The 26,710-nt window shown below is 60.5% G+C and carries 25 protein-coding genes, 1 tRNA gene and 1 pseudogene; 20 read left to right on the forward strand and 7 right to left on the reverse strand.

Features of this window, described 5'->3' with window-relative positions; translation table 11 throughout:
• Nucleotides 1–46 precede the first annotated feature (46 nt).
• The 4 genes and pseudogenes from CWR53_RS18770 to CWR53_RS18785 all read left to right on the forward strand — a co-directional run bounded on the left by CWR53_RS18770 (nucleotide 47) and on the right by CWR53_RS18785 (nucleotide 4,037).
• A complete protein-coding gene (locus tag CWR53_RS18770; RefSeq protein WP_100852225.1) occupies nucleotides 47–1,015 on the forward strand; it encodes a DUF523 and DUF1722 domain-containing protein in 969 nt (322 codons plus the stop codon).
• Nucleotides 1,005–1,905 (forward strand): annotated as a pseudogene (locus CWR53_RS18775) (MerR family transcriptional regulator). Before CWR53_RS18770 ends, CWR53_RS18775 begins: the two are co-directional and overlap by 11 nt.
• Nucleotides 1,896–3,314 (forward strand): deoxyribodipyrimidine photo-lyase, encoded by a 1,419-nt coding sequence (gene phrB, locus CWR53_RS18780; protein ID WP_100852226.1) that lies wholly within the window; start codon nucleotides 1,896–1,898, stop codon nucleotides 3,312–3,314. The pseudogene CWR53_RS18775 and the gene phrB overlap by 10 nt, the downstream one beginning before the upstream one ends.
• 21 nt (nucleotides 3,315–3,335) lie before the next feature.
• A complete protein-coding gene (locus CWR53_RS18785) occupies nucleotides 3,336–4,037 on the forward strand; it encodes an SDR family oxidoreductase (protein ID WP_100852227.1) in 702 nt (233 codons plus the stop codon).
• A 43-nt stretch (nucleotides 4,038–4,080) separates the two neighbouring features.
• Here the strand turns inward: CWR53_RS18785 and murI are convergent, their stop codons facing one another.
• From murI to hemA, 5 genes are read right to left on the reverse strand one after another with little or no spacing between them, the layout of a single operon-like run.
• Nucleotides 4,081–4,878 (reverse strand): glutamate racemase, encoded by a 798-nt coding sequence (murI, locus tag CWR53_RS18790; RefSeq protein WP_100852677.1) that lies wholly within the window; start codon nucleotides 4,876–4,878, stop codon nucleotides 4,081–4,083.
• Complete coding sequence (locus CWR53_RS18795; protein ID WP_100852228.1) at nucleotides 4,871–5,626, reverse strand: molybdopterin-synthase adenylyltransferase MoeB; 756 nt, start codon at nucleotides 5,624–5,626, stop codon at nucleotides 4,871–4,873. Before CWR53_RS18795 ends, murI begins: the two co-directional genes overlap by 8 nt.
• A complete protein-coding gene (gene prmC / locus CWR53_RS18800; RefSeq protein ID WP_100852229.1) occupies nucleotides 5,620–6,450 on the reverse strand; it encodes a peptide chain release factor N(5)-glutamine methyltransferase in 831 nt (276 codons plus the stop codon). Before prmC ends, CWR53_RS18795 begins: the two co-directional genes overlap by 7 nt.
• Nucleotides 6,450–7,532, reverse strand: a complete 1,083-nt coding sequence (gene prfA / locus CWR53_RS18805) for a peptide chain release factor 1 (protein ID WP_058605370.1) — start codon at nucleotides 7,530–7,532, stop codon at nucleotides 6,450–6,452. The genes prmC and prfA overlap by 1 nt, the downstream gene beginning before the upstream one ends.
• Complete coding sequence (hemA, locus tag CWR53_RS18810; protein WP_058639472.1) at nucleotides 7,532–8,806, reverse strand: glutamyl-tRNA reductase; 1,275 nt, start codon at nucleotides 8,804–8,806, stop codon at nucleotides 7,532–7,534. The genes prfA and hemA overlap by 1 nt, the downstream gene beginning before the upstream one ends.
• Nucleotides 8,807–9,470: 664 nt before the next feature.
• Between hemA and CWR53_RS18815 the strand changes: the two genes are divergently transcribed.
• The 15 genes from CWR53_RS18815 (at nucleotide 9,471) to ychF (ending at nucleotide 22,514) form a co-directional block, all read left to right on the forward strand.
• Nucleotides 9,471–10,664, forward strand: a complete 1,194-nt coding sequence (locus CWR53_RS18815; protein WP_258313165.1) for a hypothetical protein — start codon at nucleotides 9,471–9,473, stop codon at nucleotides 10,662–10,664.
• Between the two features lie 23 nt (nucleotides 10,665–10,687).
• Nucleotides 10,688–11,305, forward strand: coding sequence for a phosphatidylcholine/phosphatidylserine synthase (locus CWR53_RS18820; RefSeq protein ID WP_100852230.1), 618 nt, complete (start codon nucleotides 10,688–10,690; stop codon nucleotides 11,303–11,305).
• Nucleotides 11,306–11,317: 12 nt separating this feature from the next.
• Nucleotides 11,318–12,628, forward strand: coding sequence for an ATP-grasp domain-containing protein (locus CWR53_RS18825; protein WP_100852231.1), 1,311 nt, complete (start codon nucleotides 11,318–11,320; stop codon nucleotides 12,626–12,628).
• Nucleotides 12,629–12,683: 55 nt separating this feature from the next.
• Nucleotides 12,684–13,046, forward strand: a complete 363-nt coding sequence (locus CWR53_RS23040; RefSeq protein WP_181405441.1) for a PEP/pyruvate-binding domain-containing protein — start codon at nucleotides 12,684–12,686, stop codon at nucleotides 13,044–13,046.
• Complete coding sequence (locus CWR53_RS18830; RefSeq protein ID WP_181405442.1) at nucleotides 13,043–13,936, forward strand: PEP-utilizing enzyme; 894 nt, start codon at nucleotides 13,043–13,045, stop codon at nucleotides 13,934–13,936. The genes CWR53_RS23040 and CWR53_RS18830 overlap by 4 nt, the downstream gene beginning before the upstream one ends.
• Nucleotides 13,937–13,953: 17 nt before the next feature.
• Complete coding sequence (locus tag CWR53_RS18835) at nucleotides 13,954–14,535, forward strand: type 1 glutamine amidotransferase (RefSeq protein WP_181405443.1); 582 nt, start codon at nucleotides 13,954–13,956, stop codon at nucleotides 14,533–14,535.
• Nucleotides 14,532–15,257 carry a phosphocholine cytidylyltransferase family protein gene (locus CWR53_RS18840; RefSeq protein WP_100852233.1) on the forward strand — a complete coding sequence of 242 codons (726 nt, stop codon included), beginning with the start codon at nucleotides 14,532–14,534 and terminating at the stop codon, nucleotides 15,255–15,257. The genes CWR53_RS18835 and CWR53_RS18840 overlap by 4 nt, the downstream gene beginning before the upstream one ends.
• Nucleotides 15,258–15,712: 455 nt before the next feature.
• Nucleotides 15,713–17,434, forward strand: coding sequence for a tetratricopeptide repeat protein (locus CWR53_RS18845; RefSeq protein WP_100852234.1), 1,722 nt, complete (start codon nucleotides 15,713–15,715; stop codon nucleotides 17,432–17,434).
• Nucleotides 17,435–17,438: 4 nt separating this feature from the next.
• Entirely contained in the window at nucleotides 17,439–18,056 is a 618-nt protein-coding gene (gene lolB / locus CWR53_RS18850; RefSeq protein ID WP_023533208.1) for a lipoprotein insertase outer membrane protein LolB, read from the forward strand.
• A gap of 4 nt (nucleotides 18,057–18,060) precedes the next feature.
• Entirely contained in the window at nucleotides 18,061–18,921 is an 861-nt protein-coding gene (gene ispE / locus CWR53_RS18855; protein ID WP_100852235.1) for a 4-(cytidine 5'-diphospho)-2-C-methyl-D-erythritol kinase, read from the forward strand.
• Nucleotides 18,922–18,940: 19 nt separating this feature from the next.
• Nucleotides 18,941–19,015, forward strand: a tRNA-Gln gene (locus CWR53_RS18860).
• 48 nt (nucleotides 19,016–19,063) lie between these two features.
• Entirely contained in the window at nucleotides 19,064–20,005 is a 942-nt protein-coding gene (locus tag CWR53_RS18865) for a ribose-phosphate pyrophosphokinase (RefSeq protein WP_003247410.1), read from the forward strand.
• A gap of 120 nt (nucleotides 20,006–20,125) precedes the next feature.
• Nucleotides 20,126–20,725: a 50S ribosomal protein L25/general stress protein Ctc gene (locus tag CWR53_RS18870; RefSeq protein WP_058603087.1), complete on the forward strand. Its 600-nt coding sequence runs from the start codon at nucleotides 20,126–20,128 to the stop codon at nucleotides 20,723–20,725.
• Nucleotides 20,726–20,804: 79 nt separating this feature from the next.
• Entirely contained in the window at nucleotides 20,805–21,389 is a 585-nt protein-coding gene (gene pth / locus CWR53_RS18875; RefSeq protein ID WP_016501511.1) for an aminoacyl-tRNA hydrolase, read from the forward strand.
• 24 nt (nucleotides 21,390–21,413) lie between these two features.
• Nucleotides 21,414–22,514, forward strand: coding sequence for a redox-regulated ATPase YchF (gene ychF, locus CWR53_RS18880; protein WP_058603088.1), 1,101 nt, complete (start codon nucleotides 21,414–21,416; stop codon nucleotides 22,512–22,514).
• Between the two features lie 126 nt (nucleotides 22,515–22,640).
• Here ychF and CWR53_RS18885 read toward each other — a convergent pair whose 3' ends face one another.
• A complete protein-coding gene (locus CWR53_RS18885; RefSeq protein ID WP_258313166.1) occupies nucleotides 22,641–23,768 on the reverse strand; it encodes an MFS transporter in 1,128 nt (375 codons plus the stop codon).
• A gap of 53 nt (nucleotides 23,769–23,821) precedes the next feature.
• Between CWR53_RS18885 and CWR53_RS18890 the strand changes: the two genes are divergently transcribed.
• Nucleotides 23,822–24,289 carry a PAS domain-containing protein gene (locus tag CWR53_RS18890; RefSeq protein WP_258313253.1) on the forward strand — a complete coding sequence of 156 codons (468 nt, stop codon included), beginning with the start codon at nucleotides 23,822–23,824 and terminating at the stop codon, nucleotides 24,287–24,289.
• A 1-nt stretch (nucleotide 24,290) separates the two neighbouring features.
• Here CWR53_RS18890 and CWR53_RS18895 read toward each other — a convergent pair whose 3' ends face one another.
• Complete coding sequence (locus CWR53_RS18895) at nucleotides 24,291–26,708, reverse strand: DUF3772 domain-containing protein (protein ID WP_100852236.1); 2,418 nt, start codon at nucleotides 26,706–26,708, stop codon at nucleotides 24,291–24,293.
• Between the last annotated feature and the right edge of the window lie 2 nt (nucleotides 26,709–26,710).

The following is a 26,710-nucleotide window of genomic DNA, read 5'->3' on the forward strand; positions in this document are numbered from 1 at the left end:
ATTCCTGTACATAATTTATGATTTGTACAGGTTTATGGAGGCAGCTATGCACGACCCCGCAGTTCACAACAAGCCGCGCATCGCTATCAGTGCCTGCCTGACCGGGCACAACGTGCGTTACAACGGTGGCCACAAGTCCTCGGACCTGTGCCGCACCCAGCTGGAAGAACATTTCGAATGGACGACGGTGTGCCCAGAAATGGCCATTGGTCTGGGGGTACCCCGTGATCCCATCCGTCTGGTGGGCGACCCTGAACATCCTGAAGTCGTAGGCACGCGCAATCCTGGGCTGGACTATACGAGCCCCTTGCGTGATTACGGCAAGCAAATGGCCGCCGAACTCGATGATATTTGCGGCTACATCTTCATGCAGAAGTCGCCCTCGTGCGGTCTTGAGCGTGTGAAGGTCTACCAGGACAACGGTCACCCAGCCATCAACGGCGGTCGTGGCGCCTATGCGCAGGCTTTTTGCGAGCTAAGGCCAGACCTGCCGGTCGAAGAGGAAGGCCGCCTGCACGACCCTGTGCTGCGCGAAAACTTCATCAGCCGCGTGTACGCGTACGCCGATTGGCAGCATCTACTTGAAGAAGGCGTGAGTCGCCACGCACTGCTGGCTTTCCACGCCCGCTACAAGTACCTGCTGATGGCGAACAACCCGCAGGCGTATCGCACCTTGGGACGCATGCTCGGCACCATGAGCAAAGACGACGACCCTGACGTTATTGCCCCCCGTTATTTCTCCGAGCTGATGCAGGCCTTGCGCCGCCGCGCCAGCCGTGGCACTCACAGTAATGTGCTGCAGCACCTGAGCGGCTATTTCAAAAATGCCCTGACCCCTGCCGATAAAGCCGAGCTGCAAACGTTGATCGGGCAGTATCAGCAAGGGGTCGTACCTTTGATCGTGCCGCTGACCCTGCTCAAGCATCATCTGCGCAACCACCCCGACCCCTACCTGCTGCAACAAGCCTACTTGCAGCCTCATCCTGAACGCCTGGGGCTACGTAATGCGGTCTGAGATTCTTTTACCAATTGGTGAGTTGGCCCGGCGCACGGGCGTCAACCCGGTCACCCTGCGCGCATGGGAGCGGCGCTACGGTTTGCTCAAGCCACAGCGCACGCCCAAGGGGCATCGACTGTACCCGGTCGAACAGGTCGAGAGAGTAGAAGCGATCCTGGCATGGTTGCAGCGAGGCGCATCGGTCAGCCAGGTGGGAGAGTTGCTGGACAAGCCACTCAGCACACCACCGACTGGGGACTGGCAAACCCGTCAGTTCCAGATGCTCGAAGCCATCGCCAACCTGTCGCAACGGGCGCTCGATCATCAGCTGAACCAGGCCATGGCGCTCTACCCCGCCGTCACGTTGTGCGAGCAGTTGCTGCTGCCTTTGCTGGACCTGCTGGAACTGCGCTGGCGCAACTACTTCAACGCACGGCTTGAGCAGGTGTTCTTCCACACCTGGTTGCGCAGCAAACTGGGCGCGCGGGTGTATCACGACAATCAGTTGCTACAGGGCCCACCGGTTCTGCTTGCCGAAGACAGTGACCGAGGCTTCGACCCCGGCCTGTGGCTGTGCGCATGGCTGTTCACCAGCAATGGCTTTGCGGTGGAAATCCTCGAGCAGGCCGTGGCCGGTGCGCAGTTGCAGAGTGCAGCTGCGGCCTTGAAGCCACGCGCAGTGCTCTTGAACCTCGGCCCGCGCATCGATACCCGCGCGTTGCAGCGCACGCTTCAGAACCTGCAATTGCCCACCCTTGCCGGGGGTGCCTTGCTCGCCCTGCATCAGACCCAACTGGGCTCGCTCGACCTGCCTCACCTGCACACCTTCGATACCCCTCAAGCGGCCTTGCGACTACTGCAAGGCCTGTGACTGCCAGCCTGGAGAGATTCCGATTTCATGCATTTGACCTGGCTTCGCAGTGACCTGCGCGTTACCGACAACACGGCCCTTAGCGCCGCCAGTGAACGTGGCCCAACCCTGGCCCTGTGGCTTATCAGCCCTGGCCAATGGCAGGCCCATGACGATGCGGCCTGTAAAGTGGATTTCTGGCTACGCAACCTGCGCGAAGTGCGGCAGTCGCTTGACGCGCTCAACATCCCACTGCTCATACGCAAGATAGACACCTGGGATGATGCGCCTGAGGCTGTGCTCGATGTCTGCCGAAAGCACAATGTCCAGAGCGTTCACTGGAACGAGGAATACGGCATCAACGAGGCCCGCCGTGACGCAGCCACGTGCAAATTGCTCAAAGCTTCAAAGGTTGAGGTTCACACTCACCTCGACCAACTCCTGTTCCGTCCTGGAACGGTGCTGACCCGTAGTGGCGGCTACTTCCAGGTGTTCGGCCAATTCAAGAAAAATTGCCTGGAGCACTTGCACCGCAGCCTGCCCTCGATGGCCGCACCGGTTAAACGCCAAGCCCCGACATCGATCAAGAGCGACCCGATTGCGCAACATGTCGAACCCTTCGAAAAGCCCGCAGACGCGCTGCGCAAACGTTGGCCCGCTGGCGAGAAGGAGGCTCTGGCAAGGCTTGCCCGGTTCACCGATGAAATCATCGACGACTACGAGACGCTGCGTGACCTTCCTGCTCGGGAGGGCACCAGCCAGCTGTCAGCCTATCTTGCAGCGGGGGTCATCTCACCCCGCCAATGCCTGCATGCCGCGCTGGCCCACAACCGGGGCGAGTTCGACAGCGGCAGCAGCGGCGTCCAGACCTGGGTCAACGAATTGCTCTGGCGCGAATTCTACAAGCACATCCTGACGGGCTATCCCCAGGTGTCCCGGCATCGTGCCTTCCGTGCGCACACCGAGGCGTTGCCCTGGCGTAAGGCACCCAAGGAGTTCGAAGCCTGGCAGCAGGGCCGAACCGGCTTCCCGATTATTGATGCGGCCATGCGCCAGATGCTGGCCACCGGCTGGATGCACAACCGGCTGCGCATGCTGACTGCCATGTTCCTGAGCAAGAATCTGTTGATCGACTGGCGGCTGGGGGAACGTCACTTCATGCGCCATCTGATCGACGGGGATCTGGCAGCCAACAACGGTGGCTGGCAGTGGAGCGCATCCACCGGTACCGACTCGGTGCCCTACTTCCGGATCTTCAACCCCGTGTCGCAGTCACAACGCTTCGACCCCAAAGGCCGCTTCATCCGTCAATGGGTCCCTGAATTGCAGGGCATCGACGACAAAAATATCCATGACCCTGGAAAATGCCACGGCTTGATTGATGCTAATCTCTATCCCAGTCCTATCGTCGATCTTCACAGTAGTCGACAGCGGGCGCTCCAGGCTTTCAAGGAGTTGCCCCGCTAGTCGTGTATAGAGGGCAATGCCGTGAGCGGCTCACGCAGTTTTTGGGTTACGGGCGCAACGGATGGGCTGGGCCTGGCACTGGTCCGCGATCTTTTGACAAACGGGCACCGTGTCGCCGCCAGTGCAGGTGCAAGCGAGGAACTCGATCGCTTGTGCATGCACCATGGCGATCGTTTGCTGCGGCTTCCAGGCCAGTTGCAGCAGCAGCCTGATGCTGACGAGGCAGGCCGCATGATCGGCCATGCCTGGGGATCCTTGGATGGCTTGATCCTGAATGCCGCCACCTGTGATTACCTGCTTCCAGGCACCTCGGACGGCGAGTTGTTCGAGCATCTGATCACCACCAACCTTCAGGCGGCACAGCACTGCCTTGAGTACGCCACGCCCCTATTGGCCAAGGGCGATACGCCCCAGATAATGGCTGTTTTCAGTCGGTACTCCGCCGCGCAGCTTTACGCGCCGACGCAGTGTCCTGCTGGCTGGAACAACGCCGTGCAGTGGGTGAGGGAGCAGCGCCCGTCGTTGCTTGCCAATGGCATAGCGTTGACGGTGGTAGCACCGCAGTCCCTGAAAAACCCCGTGACGGCCGTCAGCGCGGTGCCTGAGGACTGGACTGCCGACACTGCCGCGCTAGAGCTTCTGACGCGCTTGCCTGCACGTGAGCCTGAGCTGGTGCTCGAGACGCTGAACCCGTCGAACCTCTGGCCGCTGCCGCAGCACTAGGTGGTACTGCGAGGGTAGAAACGCCAGTCATGCAGGGCACTGCTCAGGACGTGAAACGTTCTACGTCCTGAGATGGGTGCCACAGCACCGGAAGGATATCCATCAACGCACGTGGTTCGGCGCTGGTCCAGAAGCGGGTCAACCGAGCTGGGCCGCGTGCAAGCAGATCAGCCCCTGCGAGCAGGCGTTCGAGTTGACGGGCCACGGCAGCGCCCGTATCGATGACGGCCACGTGCGGGGGCACCGTTTCAGCCAGCAAGGGTTTCAAGAACGGATAATGCGTGCAGCCCAGTATCAAGGTATCGCAGCCTGCCGCCAGAAGCGGTTCAACGTAACTGCCCAGCAAAGTGCGTAACACCGGGCTGGTCAGGTCCCCCGTTTCGATCAGTTCGACAAGCCCAGGGCAAGGCTGGGTGACTACCCGCACGTTACTGGCAAAGCGATCGAGCAAGGCGGCGAACTTGGCGCTCTGCAAGGTCCCGGTCGTGGCCAGCACGCCGACTATCCCTGAACGGGTAGCCGCTGCGGCAGGCTTGACCGCCGGCTCCATGCCCACGATCAGCCAGTCAGGATAGTGCGCACGCAGGTCGGCCACCGCAGCCACGGTGGCCGTGTTGCAGGCCAGTACCATGGCCTTGGCGCCTTGCTGATAAAAGAAGGCGGCGATGTGGCGACAGCGTTCGCGAATGTAGTCCGGCGATTTTTCCCCGTACGGTACATGGCCACAATCGGCGAGGTAGTGAAGCGTTTCGTTGGGCAAGCGCTGACGAATCTCGGCAAGCACTGACAGCCCCCCCACCCCGGAGTCCATCACCCCGACTGGCCCCTCGCGCTTAGCCACCGCGCTTGCCACACACCGCGCAGCCAGGGTCGCGTTTGACCCGCAATTCACGGATACGCGTGCCCAAAGCGTCGATCAGCAACAGTCGCCCTACCAAGGGTTCGCCGAAGCCGGCCAGCAGCTTCATGGCCTCCAGCGCCTGCAAGCTGCCCACCAAACCTACCAGGGGGCCGATCACGCCCGCCTCGCTGCAGGTCAGCTCAGCCTCGCTGCCGTGACCATACAGGCAGTGATAGCAGGGGCTGTAGTCGCGGCGCGGGTCGAAAACCGAGAGCTGGCCTTCCAGGCGGATCGCGGCGCCACTGACCAGGGGCTTGGCAGCCGCCACGCAGGCCGCATTGACCGCCTCGCGCGTCCCGAAGTTATCCGAGCAGTCGAGGACCAGGTCCACGGCCGCTACGGCAGCGGCCAGCGAGTCCTCATCCAGCGCCTGCCGGTGGGCAACCAGGTCGATTTCCGGGTTGATTGCCTGCAGACGCTGCAAGGCCGAGTCGACCTTGCTCATGCCCACGCTGGCACTGTCATGGATGACCTGGCGCTGCAGGTTCGTCAGGTCGACCGTATCGAAATCTGCCAGGTGCAACTCGCCAACGCCAGCAGCCGCCAGGTACAGCGCCACGGGCGAGCCCAGGCCGCCAAGTCCGACGATCAGGGCCTTGCTGTGCTTAAGGCGCAGCTGGCCGTCGATGTCGATCTGGGACAGCAATACCTGCCGACTGTAGCGCAGCAGCTCCTGGTCGCTCAGCATGGCAGGTGCCCCAAGGTGATGCGCGGGTGGCCGCCCAGATCGGTGCGGCTGCTCACCTCGACAAAGCCGTTTTCCCGCAGCAGCACCTGGACGGCATCAGCCTGGTCATAACCATGCTCGAGCAGGAGCCAGCCGCCTGGGGTGAGGTGGCTTGGCGCCTGCGCGGCGATGACCCGCAGGTCATCCAGACCATCGACCCCGGCTACCAGCGCGCTGCTGGGCTCGAAGCGTACGTCACCGTCGATCAGGTGCGGGTCTGAAGCCGCGATATAGGGCGGGTTACTGACGATCAGGTCGAAGCGTTCGCTGGAAAGGCCGTCGAACCAGTGGCTGACCTGGATGCGGGCGTTGGCCAGGCCAAGCCGCTGGCGGTTGCGCTCGGCCAACGCGGCGGCCTCGGGCACGCGATCGATCGCCGTTACCTGCCACGCCGGTCGCTCGCTGGCCAGCGCCAGGGCAATTGCACCGGTGCCGGTACCCAGGTCGAGCACCTTGGCCGGCAGCGCAGGCAGCAGCTCCAGCGCCGTCTCGACCAGCAGTTCGGTGTCCGGGCGCGGGATGAGCGTATGCGGGGCCACTTCCAGGTCGATCTTCCAGAAGCCCTGCTGGCCCAGGATATAGGCCACGGGCTCTCCGTCCCTGCGCCGCTGCAGATAGCCGTCGTAAGTCTGAGCAGCGTCGCTGCTGACGATGCGTTCTGGCCAGGTGTGCAAATAACTGCGCGATTTGCCAAGCGCCGCCGCCAGCAGCAACTCGGCATCCAGGCGCTCGGTAGGCGAATCGGGTAACTGCGCGTTGCGCAGCAGGCTGGCGATGATGGTCATCAGTCCCCCAGAGCAGCCAGTTGGTCGGCCTGGTATTCGGCCAGCAGGGGCTCGATCACCGCATCGACCCCACCGGCCAGCACGTCGTCCAGCGAGTACAAGGTCAGGTTGATGCGATGATCCGTGACCCGACCCTGTGGGTAATTGTAGGTGCGAATGCGCTCGGAGCGATCCCCGGAGCCCACCAGCAGCTTGCGCTCACTGGCGATGGCGTTCTGAGCGGCACTGGTCTGCATGTCGTTCAACTTCGCCGACAGCCAGGACAAGGCGCGCGCACGGTTCTTGTGCTGGGAACGCTCTTCCTGGCATTCAACGACAATGCCCGTGGGCAAGTGCGTGATGCGGATGGCCGAGTCGGTCTTGTTCACATGCTGACCGCCTGCGCCGGACGCGCGGTAGGTGTCCACGCGCAAGTCGGCTGGGTTGATCTCGATGGCCGCTTGCTCATCCGGCTCCGGCAAGACCGCCACGGTGCAGGCCGAGGTGTGAATGCGGCCCTGGGATTCGGTTTCAGGCACGCGCTGTACACGGTGCGCGCCGGACTCGAACTTGAGCTTGCCGTACACGTTCTCGCCCTCGACGCGGGCGATGATTTCCTTGTACCCGCCGTGCTCGCCTTCATTCTCGGAGAGGATTTCCAGCCGCCAGCCGCGCTTTTCCGCGTAGCGCGAATACATGCGAAACAGATCGCCCGAAAAGATCGCCGCCTCGTCGCCACCGGTACCGGCGCGAATCTCGAGAAACACGTTGCGCCCGTCGTTGGGGTCCTTGGGCAGCAACATGCGCTGCAGCTGAGCCTCCAACGCCACCAACCGGTCCTTGGCCTCGCGCACCTCCTCCACGGCCATATCACGCATGTCCGGGTCGCTGTCCTTGAGCAGCGCCTGGGCGCTTTCAAGATCGTCCTGGACTTTGCGCCATTGCTGATAGGCCGTGTGCACCGGTTCGACTTCGGCGTACTCGCGGGAATAGGCGCGAAAACGTGTCTGGTCGGAAATGACCTCGGCATCACCAAGCAAAGCGGTGAGTTCTTCGAAGCGGTCCTGGAGAATGTCCAGTTTATTGAGCAGCGACGCTTTCATTACAGGGATTTGTCCGTGGAGCCCTCTTGGAGGGCAAAGAGTTCCTGGGCCATGGCCAGCGCATCGAGGCGGCCCTCGGCCGAGAGCTTTTTCAGCTGCACGCTGGGCGCATGCAGGAGCTTGTTGGTCAGGCCGCGCGCCAATTGGGCCAATACGTCTTCAGGGTTGCCACCGTTGGCCAGCAAGCGCTGGGCCTTTTGCAGTTCTTCATCACGCAGCCGTTCGCTTTGCTGGCGGTAGGCCCGCAGCACATCGACAGCAGCCAGCTCACGCAGGCGCGCCATGAAATCCTCGGCCCCCACCGCCACCAGTTCTTCGGCGGCCTGGGCGGCGCCCTGGCGGCTCTTGAGGTTTTCGGCAACCACGTCATGCAGGTCGTCGACGGTATAGAGGTACACATCGTCGAGCTCGCCCACTTCGGTCTCGATGTCGCGCGGGACGGCGATATCGACCATGAAGATGGGTTTGTGCCGGCGCTGCTTGAGGGCGCTTTCGACGGCGCCCTTGCCCAGAATCGGCAATTGGCTGGCGGTGGAGCTGATGACGATATCGCTGTTGGCGAGCTCTTGGGGGATATCGGCGAGTAGCACGGCGTGTGCACCGAATTGCTCGGCCAGGGTGCTGGCGCGCTCGAGTGTACGGTTGGCCACCACGATGCGGCGTACGCCCTGCTCGTGCAGGTGGCGGGCGACCAGGGTGATGGTTTCACCGGCGCCGATCAGCAGGGCCTGGCTGCGGGCCAGGTCGCTGAAGATCTGCTTGGCCAGACTGACCGCCGCGAAGGCGACCGACACGGGGTTTTCGCCGATGGCGGTGTCGGTACGGACCTGCTTGGCGGCGCTGAACGTGGCCTGGAACAGGCGCCCGAGCAGCGGCCCCACGGTGCCGGCTTCGCGGGCAACGGCATAGGCGGACTTCATCTGGCCGAGGATCTGCGGTTCGCCGAGCACCAGAGAGTCGAGGCCGGAGGCAACGCGCATCATGTGCCGGACGGCATCGTGCTCTTCGTGCACGTAGGCGCTGGCACGCAATTCGTCGAGGCTGAGGCGGTGATAGTCGGCCAGCCACTGGAGCACGGCATCGGCCGACAGCTGGTCCTGCTCGATGTAGAGCTCGCTGCGGTTGCAGGTGGACAGGATCGCTGCCTCGCGACTGGTGGTGAGGCGGCAGAGCTGCTGCAGGGCATCCACCAGCTGCTCCGGGGTAAACGCCACGCGCTCGCGTACGTCTACCGAGGCAGTCTTATGGTTGATACCAAGTGCAAGAAAGGCCATGCAAGATCGCTGGTTGTGACAGGAAGCCGATAATTGTCCTCTTTCGCAGGTTAGAGGACAACCACCGTTCGCTATTGCGCTGATAGTCGTGCGGCTATCACCTTTTCGTAGCCTGCCCAGGGAGTGTTTTCAAGTCTTGCCGGCTTTTGATCCTGACCTTGATATTCACGATTTCAGCAGGCCGAACGCGGGCCTTGCGCATGGAGGTGACGGCATGGAAGCCCGTCAAGCGCGGGGCCCTAGAATTAGGCCTGCAGCGCCGGTCCTCCCGAGAACAAGCCCTAAGCTCGGCCTCCTGAAGTCGCAATCTGCCGCACCTGATCTACTGCTCGCTTGAACACAACAGTCACAGAAAAAGCCAGAGCCATCGGCTCGACATCGCCCTGGCCAATCACGCCGACCGGGTCGAGGAGACTTTTGAAATATGTCAACAAGACTTGTCCACAGTCTTGTAGTCCATTTCCCAAATATATGCTCGCCTGTTGCCCTACCTTCCTTCCGCAACTAGTCTTGAGACCGTTACATCGATACTCCTCACCGAAACAGCGATACCAGCGGGATAACATCGCGTTAGCAGTCAGACGCTTTATTCGTACTGAAAAATAATTTTCTATGCTGGGTTAGGCTTCATGCGTGGCCGGAAGCCATTTAATAGGCGCGAGCAATGGAAGAGTTTACAGCATTTCGCAGGCACTCAGCGCTTCTTTGGGGCGTTAACTTGTGTGCTATTTCGGCCTCTACGCTGAGCTATATTTATCTCTCCTACTATATTTATGCGCATACTGCTAGCCTAATCCTTTCCCAAGTGGTGCTGTTTGCACCCATGGTTCTGCCGGTCATTCTTGTCGCTCCAATCTACCGTCTGGCTGACTATCTAGCGCCACGCACCTTGCTGTGGAGTGCCAACTTGCTGTCGTTAGTCTGCGCGGCGGTCACCTACAAGAATCTGCCACATCATGTGGAAGTCGCCGTTTTAGGCGCGCTGGTCATTGGCACCCTGGATGCGCTGCAACGGGTAGGGCGTATTGTTGCCATCAAGTGGTATTTCCCGGGCGCGCAAATCGCCAACTCAGTGCCTCTGACACTTACCGCACAATTCATCGCCGGCGGCCTGGCAGGCCTCAGTCTAGTACTGTTCAAAGCCAGTATGACGCCTGGGTTAGCCCTGCTCATTACTGTCAGTCTTTTTTCCATCGCGGCTTTGGCGGCCTATCTACTGCCTGCGTCAACAAAGCCTCCGATCACCGCGCAGGTCGCCCCACGACTATTGAAAGCCCTTGGCTCGCTTTTGCAGGAGCATCCCGCGCTACGCCTCAGCCTCTGGCAGTTCATCATCTTCGTCAGTCTTTTTCAGGGTTTCTTCAATGTGTCCAGGGTGCTGTTGCCGGCCCATGTGCTGGGCTTGGGAGAGGTATATGTCGGTTTGTTGCAGGCCGTCAATAGTGTGGCAGCTTTGGTAGGCGCAGTACTGTTCTACCGTTTGAGCAAGTGTAATTTGCGCCCACCACCAACGCCAATGGCTTTAGTCAGCGGCCTGTTCATGATGTTCGCAGCGTTCGGCAATGATATTCATTCCAGTTACATTGCGTATTTTTTCTACATCTTCTTTTTTGAACTGGCATTTTTCAAATTGCAGGCCGATCTTGTCAGGAGCACACCTACCCGTGCAATGCCGTTGATGGCATCTGTCCAATATGCCGGGGTTTACTTAGGCATGATAATTACCATCTTTGTCGGTTCAATTCTGGTTAGGTATGCAGGCCTGTTCAGCACGAGCGTTATCTTCGTTGCTTTCTATTTTTTCGCAACCAACGCCCTTCGGAAGACAGTTGCGATAAACGGAAAAAAATCTATCTAAATAGCTTCTTCAAGGTGAACTCTATGCCCACATTGGCGCGTGCATTTCCGTTCGTACGTCTTTTGGATTTTGCGAACGTATTAACACTGTTCAATATCGGCTTGGCCTTCGGCACTTTTTATTTTGCGTTGCTAAGACGGTTTGTTCTGGCGGCAACGGTGATTTGCCTGGCCGCAATGCTCGACTTCCTTGACGGCCACATAGCCCGACGCTACCTGGCGGCGAACAATGCGCAACGGGCCTTTGGCAAGCATCTAGACAGTTTTGCCGACTTGCTCAATTTCAGCATCACGCCAGCCCTTATCATTCTAATCCTCCAGCCGTCTCTTTCGGCCACGCTGGCCGCAGCAACCCTGGTTTTCACGGCTATTTTGCGGCTGTCGCTGTTTGGCATGTCCAGCACATCGGCTGATGGGGGGTATCAGGGGCTACCCACCACCTATTCAGGATTTGTCTTTGCGCTGGCGCTGATGGGGCTATCGGCCGGGCATTACGGTGCCGGCGTGATCGTCGGCCTGGTGACCCTGGTCGGCATCCTCCAAGTCACCAGCTTGAGAATTCCCAAATATGGCGCACCTTCGACGGTCGCGTGCTTTGCACTGCTGTTCGGGCTCAGCACTCTTTACTTTCGTCTCTGGTAATCCGAGGTCCCAATGAAACACGTGGTTTTCGTCGACAGCACCGTAAGCGGCCTGCTGGCTTTTGAGGCAGCCAAACAGCTTGGCTGCCATGTCACCTTCATTCATCAACGCGACGCCTCATTCCTAACAATTTCGATCAAGGACGACACCTCCCGTCTGGAGCCTTACCTGCGATATGTTGATACCTATTTGCGTATCGATAATCTGGAAGACGGCGAACTCAGCCAGTTGTTGGCCAACCTGCACGCAGAGCATCCTATTGACGCCCTCCTATCTACCTCTGAAGCAGCCATATTACCGGTGGCGCGTGAGGCTCAACGTATCGGCACCCTCTACCCGAGGTACGAAGTTCTGTGGGGCGCGGTATATAAGAGTCGATTGCGCGAAACGCTGCGGGCACACGGAATACGCTCTCCTGATTTTGAAGTACTAAGCGAAGATCAACTGATCAACGGGGTAGTTCCGAGTTTGTCACTGCCATTCGTTGTCAAGCCGACCCGAGGATTCGCCAAGCAATTTTCCGCCATTTGCCACAGCCAGGCCGACTTTGACGCCTTTCTTGCCGAGCTGCACCAGAGTCGCAAGTGTGCTGACCCTATGATCAACCACTTGATAAGCCGGGACTATCTGGTCGAGCAATACATCGGCGGTACATTGCATTCAGCGGAAGTCATCGTCCAAGACGCCAAGGTCTCCTGCTTTGCGACCACCATCCGTTTCCGCGCCGACTATAGCGAAATATTAGAGATGACTGCGACCATGCCGTCAGGCCTTGACGCAGCACAGCGCGACGAGATCAAAGCCTATGTGCAAGCAGTGTTCAGCGCTCTGGGGCTGGACGTTGGCCTCTATCATGTTGAACTGTTGCGCGATGCCAAAGGACCCTGTCTAGTGGAGATCAACGCACGCATGATGGGTAGCGTAGCGCCGCAGATGTACCGGATGCTGACGGGCATCGACCCGTTCGAACTACTCATCCGTCTGCACCTGGGCGAGCCCATTCTAATTGACGACTCAGTGCTTCAGCGCGCAGGTAGCGTCGTAACTGTCGCCTCCCGCAATGGCGGTCATATTTCCAACGACTACGTACCTGACACCCTACAGTCATTACTGGACAAGTACGGCATCCGGTTTTGCACCGCCCACGTCGCGCCTGGCCAGGCGGTAAACGTCTATAGCGGCAACATCGGCACAATTGGCCACGTCATCGTTGAGGACGACTGCCCCTACGCTGCGGCGAAAAAGGGCAATCGCTTCCTGCGCGAGCTGTCCTCACTTTACGGCCTTGAACTCGCGACTTATACCGGCGTCGAGTTGGATTAAACGTGAAATAAACAGCCCCCTGCGAAGGACTGATTCGACTGATTAGGGAAGACATATGCACTCGGTAAATCCTTCTCCCGTGTTCGCTTTCTCTGGCAAGGCCGATACTCTGCAGCAATTGGGACCACCTCTGAGCACCGGGCAAGTGTTGCCCCTTCATCGATTCACCGTGGCACAGTGGCAGGAGGACTCGCAGGCTGTGATCGCGCAATGCCAGGCGTTCTTTGGCGACGAGCCGCTAATTGTACGATCCAGCTGTCTAGCCGAGGACCGCCACGGCCATTCCTGTGCAGGAATGTACGCGTCAATTCTAGATGTGTGTGGCGGCCAAGCACTCGTCGAAGCCATCAAGACGGTGATCGCCTCCTACGGCCTAGCTCGCGAGCGCGATGAGGTACTGGTGCAGCAGATGGCGTGACCGGAGAAGTCAAAGGCATCGGTCGCGAGATGGCCAGCGATTTCCAGACGTTGCATAAGGACGATTTTCTAAAGCTGCACGGTCATGTCCGGCCGGGTACCTATGATATACGCGTGGCACGCTACGACGAGACGCCCGAGCGTTATTTTGACTGGCAGCGCCCAGTACAGCGCCCCCCAAAACCTATGAACGGACTAACTGTATCTCGGGCCCAAGTCAACGCTATTCAGCAAGCTTTTGACCAGTGTGGTCTTAACGTTACCGCCGAGCAGTTCCTGCAATTTGCTCAGCACGCTATTGAATCGCGCGAGAAGCTCAAATACCTCTATGCAGCTTTTGTTTCGGATGTTTTGCGCTCACTGTGCGACTGGGGTGAGGTCCATGGTTTTGACCGCGACCAACTCAGCTTTGCGCAAATCGCCGACTTAACTGGCGTTTACGCCGACATCGATCGTAAACGCTTGCATCAATCGATCGCCCACAACCGCAGCCGCTGGTATGAAACGCAGTTAGTCCGTACGCCAAGCATCATCTGTCAGCCGCAAGATCTTTTCAGCCACCGAGTGCACTGGTGCAATCCCAACTTCATTACTCGGCGAGTCACTCAGGCGCGGGTGGCTCAAGTGCGTCCAGGACAATGGGCACCGGACATAGAGGGTTGCATTGTTTTAATCGAAAACGCTGATCCGGGTTTTGATTGGATTTTTACCCACCGTATTGCTGGCTTCATCACCGCCTACGGGGGCGAGAACTCGCATATGTCGATCAGAGCCCGAGAGTTTGCCATTCCCGCAGCTATCGGCGTGGGCGATACTCGATTCAAAATCCTATTGGCGGCGACGAGCCTGCTGCTCGACTGCGCCGAGCGGCGTATACAGGTGCTGGCGTGATTTTGGTTGGGGTGACCATGCTCAGGGTGTTCAACGCCGAACGCCAGGAATGGCGGGACGCGCTCGACCAGCGCTGGGTCGAATTCTTAAACCAATGTGGGCTGACCCCGCTGTACCTTCCAAACGACTCACGCGTCAGCATGGCGCTAGTTCAATCATTGCGCCCTCAGGGCCTCTTGCTTACTGGCGGAGGGAGTTGCCAGGCCCTGAGTGGTGCAGCCGACACACGCGACGTCACCGAGAGGGTCTTGCTTGATCTTGCGGAAAATCTACGGCTTCCGGTGTTCGGCGTATGCCGCGGCATGCAGGTAATGTTGACGCGAGCTGGCGGCACTTTGGAACCTTTGGAAGAGCACGTAGGCGAACACATGATCAATGTGCAAGAACAGCGGCGGCGAGTGAATTCCTATCATGAGTATGGCTTTCGCAAGGCGCCTGACGGCTACCGCGTACTGGCCCTGGCCGACGACGGGGTGATCGAGGCTGTGTATGACCACCACCGTCGGCATACCGGAATCATGTGGCACCCCGAGCGAGAACTACCTGCCGATCCATTGGATATTCACCACGTGCGAAATGCCTTTGGAGCTTTTTCATGAAAGCCATTATTCTTGCTGCAGGTCGCGGGAGTCGCTTAAAACCCCTGACCGATGAACGTCCCAAGGCCTTGGTACCCTTTAATGGTGTGTCACTGCTGCAGCGGGCGATTGAAACGCTCCGTCGATGCGACGTCAGCGAGGTCGGCATCGTTGCAGGCTATCGAAGCGAGATGCTTACATCCTTCGCCGACACTTTATTTCACAACCACCGCTGGCACAGCTCCGGTATTTTCAGCTCACTAAATTGCGCCAGCGATTGGTTGAGCAAAGCGCCTTGCCTTGTTAGCTACGGTGACATCTTCTACGACAGCACCCTGGTATCCGAGTTAATCAACCATCCAGCCGATATTGCCCTGGGCTACGATCCCGCTGCAGTGAACCTCTGGCAGCAACGCTTCAACAATCCGTTACCAGACCTGGAGAACTTCCGCTTAGTCAATGGAGTGGTGAGCGCTATTGGACAGGCCGCTACCAGTCTCGAGGTCATTCAGGGCCAGTACATAGGCTTGTTCAAAGTCACGCCAGCGGGTTGGCAGGCGTTGAAAAGGCAATTGAAAGGGCTCACGCCTCAGGCACGCGACCAAATCGACATGACATCGCTTTTAGGGGCACTCGTCAGCAAAGGTTTTCCAGTCGCCGGCGTGGCGACGCACGCTCCGTGGGGAGAAATTGACTGCCCCAGCGACGTGGCACTGTACGAGCGGATCTATCCTGACCTGTGATTTCGACAAAAGTATCGGGGCGACTAGCGCTGAAGGTAGAGTCGAGGATCGCAGCGGGTGACTACCGTTACTATCGGACCTTTTTAAGTGTCTCTTGCACCACGTGAAAATTGAGTAAAGGAAAAGTCCCCCGGAATATGACAGCCACAAAACTTTGACAAGTACGCCTGATCCGCGTCTGGTAAATGGTCCAAGGTTTTGCAGGCTCTGGTGGCTGAACCGGACATAGAAGTGGATGTTCCAAGGCTCACCCGCACAGTGCCGGTTCTTCCAGGGCCATAAAATTACAGGCAGGGGCTGGTTCATTGCGTCAAAAGTCCCTTCGAACCTCTACCCCATCCCGCGGTCCCACTCTGCATCACCCAGCCTGTAAACCACGACCTTTGCAGGTGGGTTTGCCCCAACGCTTGTGTCATCATGCTCCCACCGCCGGTGAGTCCTTTTTAAAGCCCTCTATGAACAAACCCTACGCATTGCTGCTTGCCTTCGCCCTGCTCCAGGGCTGCCAGAGCCTGCCCGCACACAAGGCCGAGCCTGCTGCTGCCGACGCCGGCAAACCCGAAGCCGAGAAGCCCATGGTGTACGGCTCGTTCAAGCAGGATACGCTCTATAACCTGTTGGTAGCCGAGCTTGCCGGGCAACGCAATCGCTTCGACATCGCCCTGGCCAACTACACCGATGAAGCCGCGCGAACCCAGGATCCTGGCGTCTCCGAACGCGCCTACCGTATCGCCGAATACCTGGGCGCCGATGAACCTGCGCTGGACAACGCCCTCATCTGGGCCCGCAACGACCCGCAGAACCTCGATGCGCAACGCGCCGCCGCCATCCAACTGGCCCGCGCAGGCCGCTATGACGATGCCATGGCCTATATGGAAAAGGTCCTGCAAGGCCAGGGCGATACCCATTTCGATTTTCTGGCCCTGTCGGCTGCCGAAACCGACCAGAGCACACGTGACGGCCTGCTGCAGAGCTTCGAACGCCTGTTGGTCAAGTACCCTGACAACGGTCAGTTGATCTTCGGCAAGGCCCTGCTGCTGAACCAGGACGGCAAGGCCGAAGAGGCGCTCGAACTGCTCGAATCGCACGCGCCACAAAACGGCGAGATTGCACCGATCCTGCTGCGCGCTCGCTTGCTGCAAGCCCTGGACCGTGGTCCAGAAGCCCTCCCCCTGCTGCGCAAGGCGATTCGCGAAAACCCCGACGACAAGCGCCTGCGCCTGACCTATGCCCGGACCCTGGTCGAACAGGACCGCATCGCCGACGCCAAGGGCGAATTCGTCAGCCTGGTCCAGCAGTATCCCGAGGACGACGAGCTGCGCTATTCCCTGGCGCTGGTGTGCCTTGAAAACAAGGAGTGGGATGAAGCCGAAGGCTACCTGCAGGAGTTGGTCGAACGCGACAGCAACACCGATGCCGCGCACCTGAACCTTGGCCGCATCCGCGAAGAACGCCACGACCCGGCAGGTGCCCTGCGCCAGTACGCCCTGGTAGGGCCAGGGCCCGACTACCTGGCCGCGCAACTGCGCCAGGCCGACATCTTGATCGCCAACGGCCGCGGCACCGAAGCCTCTCGCCTGCTCGCCGAAGCCCGCGAAGCCCAGCCCGACTACGCGATCCAGCTGTTCCTGATCGAATCGGAAAGCTACAGCAACAACAACAAGGACGCCCAGGCCAACCAGGTGCTGCAACAAGCCATCCAGCGCTACCCGGACGACCTCAACCTGCTCTACACCCGTGCCATGCTCGCCGAAAAGCGCGATGACCTGGCCCAGATGGAAAAGGACCTGCGCGCCATCATTGCCCGCGAGCCGGAAAACGCCATGGCCCTGAATGCCCTTGGCTATACCCTGGCCGACCGCACTACCCGTTACGCCGAAGCCCAGGCCCTGATCGACAAGGCGCATCAGCTGACTCCGGACGATCCAGCGGTGCTCGACAGCCTGGGCTGGGTGAACTATCGCCTGGGCAACCTCGACAAAGCAGAGGGTTACCTGCGCCAGGCCTTCGCCAGCTTCCCCGACCATGAAGTCGCCGCCCACCTGGGCGAGGTGCTGTGGGCCAACGGCAAGCGGCGCGAAGCCCGCCAGGTATGGGCCAAGGGCTTCGAAGCCCAGGCCGACAGCCCTGTGCTGCGCAAGACCCTCCTACGCCTGACCGGATCCGAGACCCTTTAAGACCATGCTATTGCGCCATTTCGTAACCTTCACCCTCATCGCCCTCCTGGCCGGCTGTGCCGGCATTGGCAGCCGCGAAGCCTTGCAGGGCCACGGCGACCCACAGCAGTGGCGTGCCCACAAACAGCAGTTGAGCAGCCTCGACGGCTGGCAGATCAACGGCAAGGTGGGCATCCGTGCCCCACGCGACTCGGGCAGTGGCACCCTGTTCTGGCTGCAGCGCCAGGACTACTTCGACATTCGCCTGGCCGGGCCGCTGGGCCGTGGGGCCGCACGTCTGACCGGCCGGCCTGACGCCGTGGTGTTGGAAGTGGCCAACCAGGGCCGCTACGAAGCCACCAGCCCCGAAGCGCTGCTGGAAGAGCAACTGGGCTGGAAGCTGCCTGTTTCCCACCTGGTCTGGTGGGTGCGCGGCCTGCCAGCGCCGGACACCAAGAGCAAGCTGACCCTTGACGGCGACAGCCGCCTGGCCAGCCTTGAACAGGACGGCTGGCAGGTCGAGTACCTGAGCTATGCCGAGCATAACGGTTACTGGCTGCCTGAACGCCTCAAGCTGCACGGCAAGGACCTGGACGTAACCCTGGTGGTCAAGGACTGGCAGCCCCGCCAGCTGGGGCACTGAGTCGATGCAAGCGCTTACCCTGCCCGCGCCGGCCAAGCTGAACCTGTGGCTGCACATCATTGGCCGCCGTGCCGATGGCTACCACGAGCTTGAAACGGTCTTCCAGTTTCTCGACCACGGCGACGAGCTGAGCTTCGCTGTGCGTGAGGACGGCATGATCCGCCTGCACAGCGACCTCGATACCGTTCCCCATGACAGCAACCTGATCGTGCGTGCCGCTCGCCAGCTGCAGGTCCAATCGGGTACGCCCCTGGGCGCGGACATCTGGCTTGACAAGGTGCTGCCGATGGGCGGTGGCATCGGCGGCGGCAGCTCGGATGCCGCCACCACCCTGCTTGGCCTTGCGCACCTGTGGCAACTGGATTGGGACGAAGATCGCCTGGCTGCCCTGGGCCTCGGTCTGGGTGCCGATGTACCGGTATTCGTGCGCGGTCATGCCGCCTTTGCCCAGGGTGTGGGCGAACAGCTCACGCCGGTCGATCCAGAACAACCCTGGTATGTGGTGCTGGTTCCGCAAGTGTCTGTAAGCACAGCAGAAATTTTTTCACATCCGCAGTTGACACGTGATTCACTCCCCCTTAAGATGCGCCCCGTTCCCAAGGGAAACAGTCGAAATGACTGCCAACCGGTGGTAGAGCAGAATTACCCGGAAGTTCGCAACGCGCTGAACGCACTGGGAAAATTCACAGAGGCTCGACTAACCGGAACTGGAAGTTGTGTGTTTGGGGCCTTCCCAAGCAAAGCCGAAGCTGATAAAGTTCTGGCCCTTCTTTCAGCGACCCAAACAGGGTTTGTGGCGAAAGGAAGCAATATTTCGATGTTGCATCGCAAGCTGCAAAGTCTGATCAAGAAGTCGAGTGCCTAGCGCTCGCAGCAACAGATACAGGGGCGTCGCCAAGCGGTAAGGCAGCAGGTTTTGATCCTGCCATGCGTTGGTTCGAATCCAGCCGCCCCTGCCATTTTCCTTATACTCATCCAGGTATACCCTCAGCCTTCAGGTACTGCGCGTGTCCAAGATGATGGTCTTTACGGGGAACGCTAACCCCGATCTGGCTCGGCGTGTCGTACGTCAGCTGCATATCCCTCTCGGTGACGTCTCTGTCGGTAAATTCTCCGACGGCGAGATCAGCACTGAGATCAATGAAAATGTCCGCGGTAAAGACGTCTTCATTATTCAGCCGACCTGTGCACCGACCAACGATAACCTGATGGAACTGGTAGTGATGGCCGACGCCTTCCGCCGCTCCTCAGCTTCCCGAATCACCGCCGTGATTCCTTACTTCGGATACGCCCGCCAGGACCGCCGTCCGCGTTCGGCACGTGTAGCCATCAGCGCCAAAGTCGTCGCTGACATGCTCACTGTCGTGGGTATCGACCGTGTACTCACCGTCGACCTGCACGCTGACCAGATCCAGGGTTTCTTCGATATCCCGGTCGACAACATCTACGGTTCGCCCGTACTGGTCGACGATATCGAAGACCAGCGTTTCGAGAACCTGATGATTGTCTCCCCGGACATCGGTGGTGTCGTGCGCGCACGTGCTGTCGCCAAGTCCCTGGGTGTCGACCTGGGTATCATCGACAAACGCCGTGAAAAGGCCAATCACTCCGAAGTGATGCACATCATCGGCGACGTCGAAGGGCGCACCTGCATCCTGGTAGACGACATGGTCGATACCGCCGGCACCCTGTGCCATGCGGCCAAAGCCCTGAAAGAGCACGGCGCTGCCAAGGTTTACGCCTATTGCACGCACCCTGTCCTGTCGGGCCGCGCGATCGAGAACATCGAGAAGTCGGTCCTGGACGAGCTGGTGGTGACCAACACCGTTCCGCTGTCCGCCGCTGCTCAAGCCTGTGACCGTATCCGCCAGCTGGATATCGCACCGGTTGTCGCCGAAGCGGTTCGCCGCATCAGCAACGAAGAATCGATCAGCGCGATGTTCCGCTAAGCGGAACGCACGCTGACGAAAAGCGCCCCGCCCCAGCACATCTGCTGGGGCGGGGCTTTTTTGCCATCCCCGCTGGCGCTGGTCGCAAACGCCCTCGGGGGGCTATTTTGGAGAAACAAAATGACTGATTTCACTCTGAACGCCCAAGCGCGTACTGACCTGGGGAAAGGTGCGAGCCGCCGCCTGCGTCACTCCGCCAACATCCCAGCCGTTGTATACGGTGGTGATAAAGAAGCTCAATCCCTGACCATCGTGGCCAAGGAAATCACCAAGCTGTTCGAAAACGAAGCGGCCTTCAGCCACGTCATCGAACTGAACGTTGACGGCGTCAAGCAGAACGTCATCATCAAGGCCATGCAGCGCCACCCGGCCAAGCAGTTCATCATGCACGCCGACTTCATCCGCGTCGTTGCAGGCCAGAAACTGACCGCCAAGGTACCGGTTCACTTCATCAACGAAGAAGGCCCGGTCAAGAAAGGCGGCGAAGTTTCGCACGTTGAGTCGGAGCTGGAAGTTTCCTGCGAAGCCAAAGACCTGCCTGAGTTCATCGAGGTCGACCTGGCCAATGCTGAAATCGGCACCATCATCCACCTGTCGGACCTGAAAGCTCCGAAAGGCGTAGAGTTCGTCGCTCTGGCCCACGGTGATGACAAAGCAGTTGCCAACGTTCACGCACCACGCGTGTCCGCTGAAGCAGAGGAAGAAGGCGCTGCCGAGTAATCCACTCGCACGCCGGCGTTGATCGGGTTACAGTGCCGCGCGCCCTGTAACCCACCAACTCCAAGGAAGAGCCCCTGACGTGACCGCCATCCAGTTGATCGTCGGCCTGGGTAACCCCGGCCCCGAATACGAACAGACCCGGCATAACGCAGGGGCTCTTTTCGTTGAACGCATTGCCAGCGCCCAGCGCATCTCGCTGACCGCTGACAAGAAATATTTCGGCCTGACGGCTAAATTCAGCCATCAGGGCAACGATGTTCGCCTGCTGATCCCCACCACCTACATGAACCGCAGCGGCCAGTCCGTGGCGGCGTTGGCCAATTTCTTCCGGATTAAACCGGAGGCCATCCTGGTGGCGCACGACGAACTCGACCTGCCTCCTGGCGTTGCCAAGCTCAAGCGCGGCGGCGGCCATGGCGGGCACAACGGCCTGCGCGACATCATCGCGCAGCTCGGCAACCAGAACGACTTCCATCGCCTGCGGCTCGGTATTGGCCATCCAGGCGACGCCAAGCTGGTCTCCAACTTCGTCCTGGGCCGCGCACCGCGCGCCGAGCAGGAGAAGCTCGACGCCAGCATCGACTTTGCCCTCGGTGTGCTGCCGGACGTGCTCGCTGGCGACTTCGCCAAGGCGATGCGCGAGCTGCACAGCCAGAAGGCCTGATTTCCTTTAGAGAGGGGAATACCCATGGGTTTCAATTGCGGCATCGTCGGCCTGCCCAACGTCGGCAAGTCCACCCTGTTCAACGCCCTGACCAAGTCTGGCATCGCGGCAGAGAACTTCCCTTTCTGCACCATTGAGCCGAACAGCGGTATCGTGCCCATGCCCGATGCGCGCCTCAATGCGCTGGCTGAAATCGTCAAGCCCAACCGCATCCTGCCCACCACCATGGAATTCGTCGACATTGCAGGCCTGGTGGCCGGTGCTTCGAAAGGCGAAGGCCTGGGCAACAAGTTCCTCGCCAACATCCGCGAGACCGACGCGATCGCCCACGTGGTGCGCTGCTTCGAAGACGAGAACGTGATTCACGTTTCCAACAGCGTCGATCCCAAGCGCGACATCGAGATCATCGACCTCGAACTGATCTTTGCCGACCTCGACAGCTGCGAAAAGCAGTTGCAGAAAGTGGCCCGCAACGCCAAGGGTGGCGACAAGGACGCCCTGGCGCAGAAGGCCATTCTGGAACAGCTGATCCCGCATTTCACCGAAGGCAAGCCAGCGCGCAGCCTGATGAAGAACATGAGCGCCGATGAAAAGGCCCTGATCCGTAGCTTCCACCTGCTGACCAGCAAGCCGGTGATGTACATCGCCAACGTTGCCGAGGACGGTTTCGAGAACAACCCGCACCTGGACGTGGTGAACGCCATCGCCGAGGAAGAAGGCGCGGTGGTCGTACCGGTGTGCAACAAGATCGAAGCGGAAATCGCCGAGCTGGACGACGGTGAAGAAAAGGACATGTTCCTCGAGGCCCTGGGCCTGGAAGAACCTGGCCTGAATCGTGTGATCCGTGCCGGTTACGAGTTGCTGAACCTGCAGACCTACTTCACCGCCGGCGTGCAGGAAGTACGTGCATGGACCGTGCGCGTAGGCGCCACTGCCCCGCAAGCGGCCGGGGTGATCCACACCGACTTCGAGAAAGGCTTCATCCGTGCCGAAGTCGTGGCCTATGACGATTTCATCCAGTACAAGGGTGAGAGCGGCGCCAAGGAAGCCGGCAAGTGGCGCTTGGAAGGCAAGGATTACATCGTCAAAGATGGCGACGTGATGCACTTCCGCTTCAACGTTTGATCGACGCTTAACCGCAGCGTAAACAAGCAGGAGCGTTCAGCAGCCCGATTGAGGGTCTGCCGAACGCTCCTGTTTTTATTCAAGCCCGCAAAAAGCGGGAGCACGGCGCCAGTGCGTGCGGCTTACTCACCTCCCAGACCGCTGCTCGCCTGCCAGCATCACCAGCAAGACGATCACCATCACTGCGGCACCCAGGTTGTAGAGCATGCCGGCCACAAACGCATGCACATACTGGCCGGCTTGAACGACCAAGTCTTCCCCTGGCAGCGCTGCCGCGAAGAAAATCCCCACCACGGCCATCCCCAGCGCCGCACCGACCTGCTGCACGGTCGCGATCACGCCCGAGGCCATGCCCGCCTTCGCTTCGTCGACCAGGGCCAGTACCAGGTTGAGCAAAGGGGTCATCACCAACCCCTGCCCCGCACCTACCATGATCAGTACCGGGATCAGCCAAACTGGCACCAGCTGTGCGCCTGCCGCCTGGACCTGGGCAATCAGCAACCCGATCGACAGCGCGTACAGCAAGGCCCCTACCATGATCGCTCGTATTCCCCAGCCCGCAACCAGCCGCGGGGCAGCAAGCGATGCCAGTACGAAACCCACACTGCAGGGTGCGAAGATACTGCCCGCCATGAAGGGATCCAGACCCAGCCCGCTCTGCATCAGCAGGGCGAAGCACAGAAAGAAGGAACTGGATGTGGAATAGACCACCAGCACCAGCAGCGTGCCCAGTGCAAAGCGGCGCTGCGTCAACAGTTGCATGTCCACCAAGGGCAACCTGCCGGTCGCTCGTCGCCGTTGCTGCTGGCGCTTGAACAGCGCGAGCAAGCCCAATGCCAGGCCGAGCGCGAAGAAACTCCAGGCAGGCCACCCCTGCCCCGGTCCTTCGATCAGCGGCACGAGTAGCAATGCCAGGCCTACGCTGACCAGCGCCACGCCTGCCCAGTCCAGGTCCGGGCGCTGGAGCGCGCGGGTCTCGGGGATGTAGCGCGCCGCCACGATAGCCAGCAACCCAATGGGTACATTGATCAAAAAGATGCTGCGCCAGCCTGATCCGAACAGGTCAGCATGTACCATCCAGCCGCCCAGCACGTGGCCTGCGATGGCAGCCAGCCCCAGCGTCATCCCTAGCAAGCCGAAGGCGCGGCGGCTGTCCTGGGCGTCGAAGTTGACCCGAATCGAAGCATAGACTTGAGGGAACAGCAGCGCGGCGGCCAGCCCCTGCCGAGCGTCGCCATCTGTTCCTGCTGGCACATGCCCGTCCACCCGCAGAACCAGGCAAGACCTGGTGTGTCTTGCCGCCGCTGGTGAGGCGTTTGATGCACGACCTGCCGCACGCGGCCTTCGTCCTCAACCTGCGCGGGGATGTAATGGGGTTCAATGGGCTAGCCGACGCACTCTTCGGCTTCGCCGCGCACCCGCCTGAGCGCCGCAACCTGCTCTGGCTGCTGTTTACCGACCCGACGATGCATAGGCGCTTGTACGACTGGGACAGCCAGGCCCCAATGATGCTGGCAAGCTTTCGCCGCGACTTCGCCCGGGCCACGCAGGAAGCCGATATCCACGCATTGGTGGACGAACTGGAGCATGTCTCGCCGGCCTTCAAGGCCGGCTGGCGCACCCACGACGTGCATGCATCCTGCAGCGGCGTGCGCCAACTGGTCATTGATGGGCAGGCCCAGCCGTTCGAGCATACCTCGCTGACCGTCGATGAAGACCGGCACCTTCGGCTGGTGGTATACGCACGCCAAGATGGGCCGCCAGGCAGCCCATGATTCACGCGTCGTTTTCAGCTTCGGCCGGGCGTTGCCCGTCCTGCAACAGCACCATGCTCTGCGGCGCAGAGAGGGCGATACCTTCGTCGCGCAGGCGCCCCAGTATGGTGAACAGCAGGTCACTGCGGGCACCGCCCACCAACCGCGGCCCTGCCACATAACCACTGACGCCAATCACCATGCCGGCATTGGTCAGGTCCTTGAACGACACCGACGGCGCCGGTGCATCGAGGATGGCCTCGTGCTCCTGGAAGGCAGTCAGCAGCAGCTCACGGACCCGGTTGGCGTCGGTGTCCAGGGGCAAGGTCAGGGTAATACCGACCACGCCAAGGGCATTGCCCATGGTCACGTTGCGCACGTTCTGGGAGATGAACTGCGAGTTAGGGACGATCACGGTGGAGCGGTCCGACATCTGGATCTCGGTAGCGCGCACGTTGATGCGACGGATATCCCCCTCGACACCTGCCAGGCTCACCCAGTCACCCACCTTGACCGGGCGTTCGGTAAGCAGGATCAGGCCGGAGATGAAGTTCTGCACGATCTGCTGCAGGCCGAAGCCGATACCGACCGACAAGGCACTCACCACCCAGGTCAGGCTGGTGAGGTTGATGTGCAGGGTCGACATCACCAGCATGGCCAGGAACAGGAAGCCCAGGTAACCCACCAGGGTGACCAGCGAGGCGCGCATGCCGGCGTCCATGTCGGTTTCCGGCAGCAGGCGCTCACTTAACCAGCGCTTGACCACACGAATGGCCAGCATCCCGCCTACCAGTATGCCAAGCGCCAGCACGATGTCCTGGGGCACGATGTTCAGGTTGCCAAGTAGCTTGCCGCCCGTGCCATCCCAGTCACCCAGGCTCAGCAACAGTTCGCTGGGGCTGGTGCCCGACGGCATCAAGGTCAGCAGCAGGGCCAGGATCACCACGACGGTGCGACCAATGCCGGCGAGCACCGTGCTCGCCTGCGCCTGGTGCCGGGGTGCCAGGCCCAGCGTCGAGGCCAGCGCCAAGCCACCCGGTTGGCGAGGCGAGAGCAGCATTTCGCACAGATCACTCAGGAACGTTGTGAGCAAGTAGGCGCACGTGACGACCAGGCTTACCCATAGCAGCTTGGCTGTGAGGAAATAGGCCAGGGTGAGGTACCCGGTGATCAGCGATAGCAGGATCGCGGCTAGCCACACCACCATCACGAACGGGATCAAGCCGGCCAGGCCCGTCGCCCGGTCAATGCCATGCCGACGCCGAGCACGGCGGTAGGTCATCAGGGCGCCGGCGAAAATCAACGCCACCACCAGTGCAGTAAGGCCATTGACCGCCACGGTCAGGGCCAGGCTGACGCCGATCACACTGTTGACCCGCTCCAGGGTCATCATCACCATCAAGGCCAGTGCCAGCACCTTGGGGAACCAGCCCAGGGCCTCGGCCACTTCGTCGGCAATCGCCGGCAAACGCCAGGAGGGACGCTGCAACATCAACAGTGCCCGGCCAAGGCCGGTAATGAAGGCGCTGAACACCACCAGGGCAAGAATATGGTCGGTCAGGCTGGCCAGGTCCGAACCCAGTTGCGCACTGCTTTCAACGCCCCAGCGCAGCAGCGATACCGAGCCGGCAATGGTGCCCAGGGTTGCCAGGCTTACGCCCACGGCCAAGGCACTGCGACGCAAGCGTCCCTCCGGTAACCAGCGCACCATGGACCTTGCCAGCAGCCGCTCCAGCAAACCCCGCACCAAGGTCCATACCAGGATCGAAGCGATCAGGCTGGTGAAGAACAGCCAGCGGTGTTCAGCGCTCAGGGCACTGTCGAGCGCATCGGTGATCTCGCCGCGCAGGTCATGCAGCCGTGCCACATCGTCCTGGGTCGGGCGGATCATGCTCTGCCAGAACGCAGGGCTCAACGGCGACGCTGCCCGGCTGGATATCTGCGAGTTGAACAGGCTGCGGCGCAGGTTGACGATCTGCGTGGACAGGTCCCGCGCCGACTGGGTCAGCTTGGTGGCCTGATCCTGCTGGGTCACCAGGGTTTTCTTCTCGGCCTCCAGCGCCTTGCGCTGCTGGGTCAAGGTCGCAGGCTCGTCCGGCTGAGCGGGGCCGATGACCTTCAACTGATCGTCCACCTTCTGCGCATCGGCTGCACGCTGGGTGCTCAAGGCATCGGCCTGGCGCTGGACCTGCACGGCCGCCATGCGCAGTTGCGCCAGCAGGTCGTCGTTGGCATCACTGGTGACGCCCTGGCGAATCTGGTCCAGTCGGTCGCTAAGCTGGTCGACGGTCGCGGTTTCGTCCAGTGCTGGTGCGTCAGCGGCAGCCTGCGCCGTCGTCGCAGGGGCAGGTGCCGACCAGGCTGGGTTGGACGCTGTCACAATCAGCACCAGCAACAGCATCACGCTGTGACTAAAGCGGGAAAGGCTGACACGCCTCATCG

It is taken from the genome of Pseudomonas sp. SGAir0191 (assembly GCF_002812565.2).
Classification (GTDB): Bacteria; Pseudomonadota; Gammaproteobacteria; order Pseudomonadales; family Pseudomonadaceae; genus Aquipseudomonas; species Aquipseudomonas parafulva_B.

Excerpts from the sequence above, each read along its gene's own strand:
- CWR53_RS18770 (WP_100852225.1), top strand. The coding sequence starts at position 47 with ATGCACGACCCCGCAGTTCACAACAAGCCGCGCATCGCTATCAGTGCC.
- phrB (WP_100852226.1), top strand. The coding sequence starts at position 1,896 with ATGCATTTGACCTGGCTTCGCAGTGACCTGCGCGTTACCGACAACACG.
- CWR53_RS18795 (WP_100852228.1), bottom strand. The coding sequence starts at position 5,626 with ATGCTGAGCGACCAGGAGCTGCTGCGCTACAGTCGGCAGGTATTGCTG.
- prmC (WP_100852229.1), bottom strand. The coding sequence starts at position 6,450 with ATGACCATCATCGCCAGCCTGCTGCGCAACGCGCAGTTACCCGATTCG.
- prfA (WP_058605370.1), bottom strand. The coding sequence starts at position 7,532 with ATGAAAGCGTCGCTGCTCAATAAACTGGACATTCTCCAGGACCGCTTC.
- hemA (WP_058639472.1), bottom strand. The coding sequence starts at position 8,806 with ATGGCCTTTCTTGCACTTGGTATCAACCATAAGACTGCCTCGGTAGAC.
- CWR53_RS18815 (WP_258313165.1), top strand. The coding sequence starts at position 9,471 with ATGGAAGAGTTTACAGCATTTCGCAGGCACTCAGCGCTTCTTTGGGGC.
- CWR53_RS18820 (WP_100852230.1), top strand. The coding sequence starts at position 10,688 with ATGCCCACATTGGCGCGTGCATTTCCGTTCGTACGTCTTTTGGATTTT.
- CWR53_RS18825 (WP_100852231.1), top strand. The coding sequence starts at position 11,318 with ATGAAACACGTGGTTTTCGTCGACAGCACCGTAAGCGGCCTGCTGGCT.
- CWR53_RS23040 (WP_181405441.1), top strand. The coding sequence starts at position 12,684 with ATGCACTCGGTAAATCCTTCTCCCGTGTTCGCTTTCTCTGGCAAGGCC.
- CWR53_RS18835 (WP_181405443.1), top strand. The coding sequence starts at position 13,954 with ATGCTCAGGGTGTTCAACGCCGAACGCCAGGAATGGCGGGACGCGCTC.
- CWR53_RS18840 (WP_100852233.1), top strand. The coding sequence starts at position 14,532 with ATGAAAGCCATTATTCTTGCTGCAGGTCGCGGGAGTCGCTTAAAACCC.
- CWR53_RS18845 (WP_100852234.1), top strand. The coding sequence starts at position 15,713 with ATGAACAAACCCTACGCATTGCTGCTTGCCTTCGCCCTGCTCCAGGGC.
- lolB (WP_023533208.1), top strand. The coding sequence starts at position 17,439 with ATGCTATTGCGCCATTTCGTAACCTTCACCCTCATCGCCCTCCTGGCC.
- ispE (WP_100852235.1), top strand. The coding sequence starts at position 18,061 with ATGCAAGCGCTTACCCTGCCCGCGCCGGCCAAGCTGAACCTGTGGCTG.
- CWR53_RS18870 (WP_058603087.1), top strand. The coding sequence starts at position 20,126 with ATGACTGATTTCACTCTGAACGCCCAAGCGCGTACTGACCTGGGGAAA.
- ychF (WP_058603088.1), top strand. The coding sequence starts at position 21,414 with ATGGGTTTCAATTGCGGCATCGTCGGCCTGCCCAACGTCGGCAAGTCC.
- CWR53_RS18895 (WP_100852236.1), bottom strand. The coding sequence starts at position 26,708 with ATGAGGCGTGTCAGCCTTTCCCGCTTTAGTCACAGCGTGATGCTGTTG.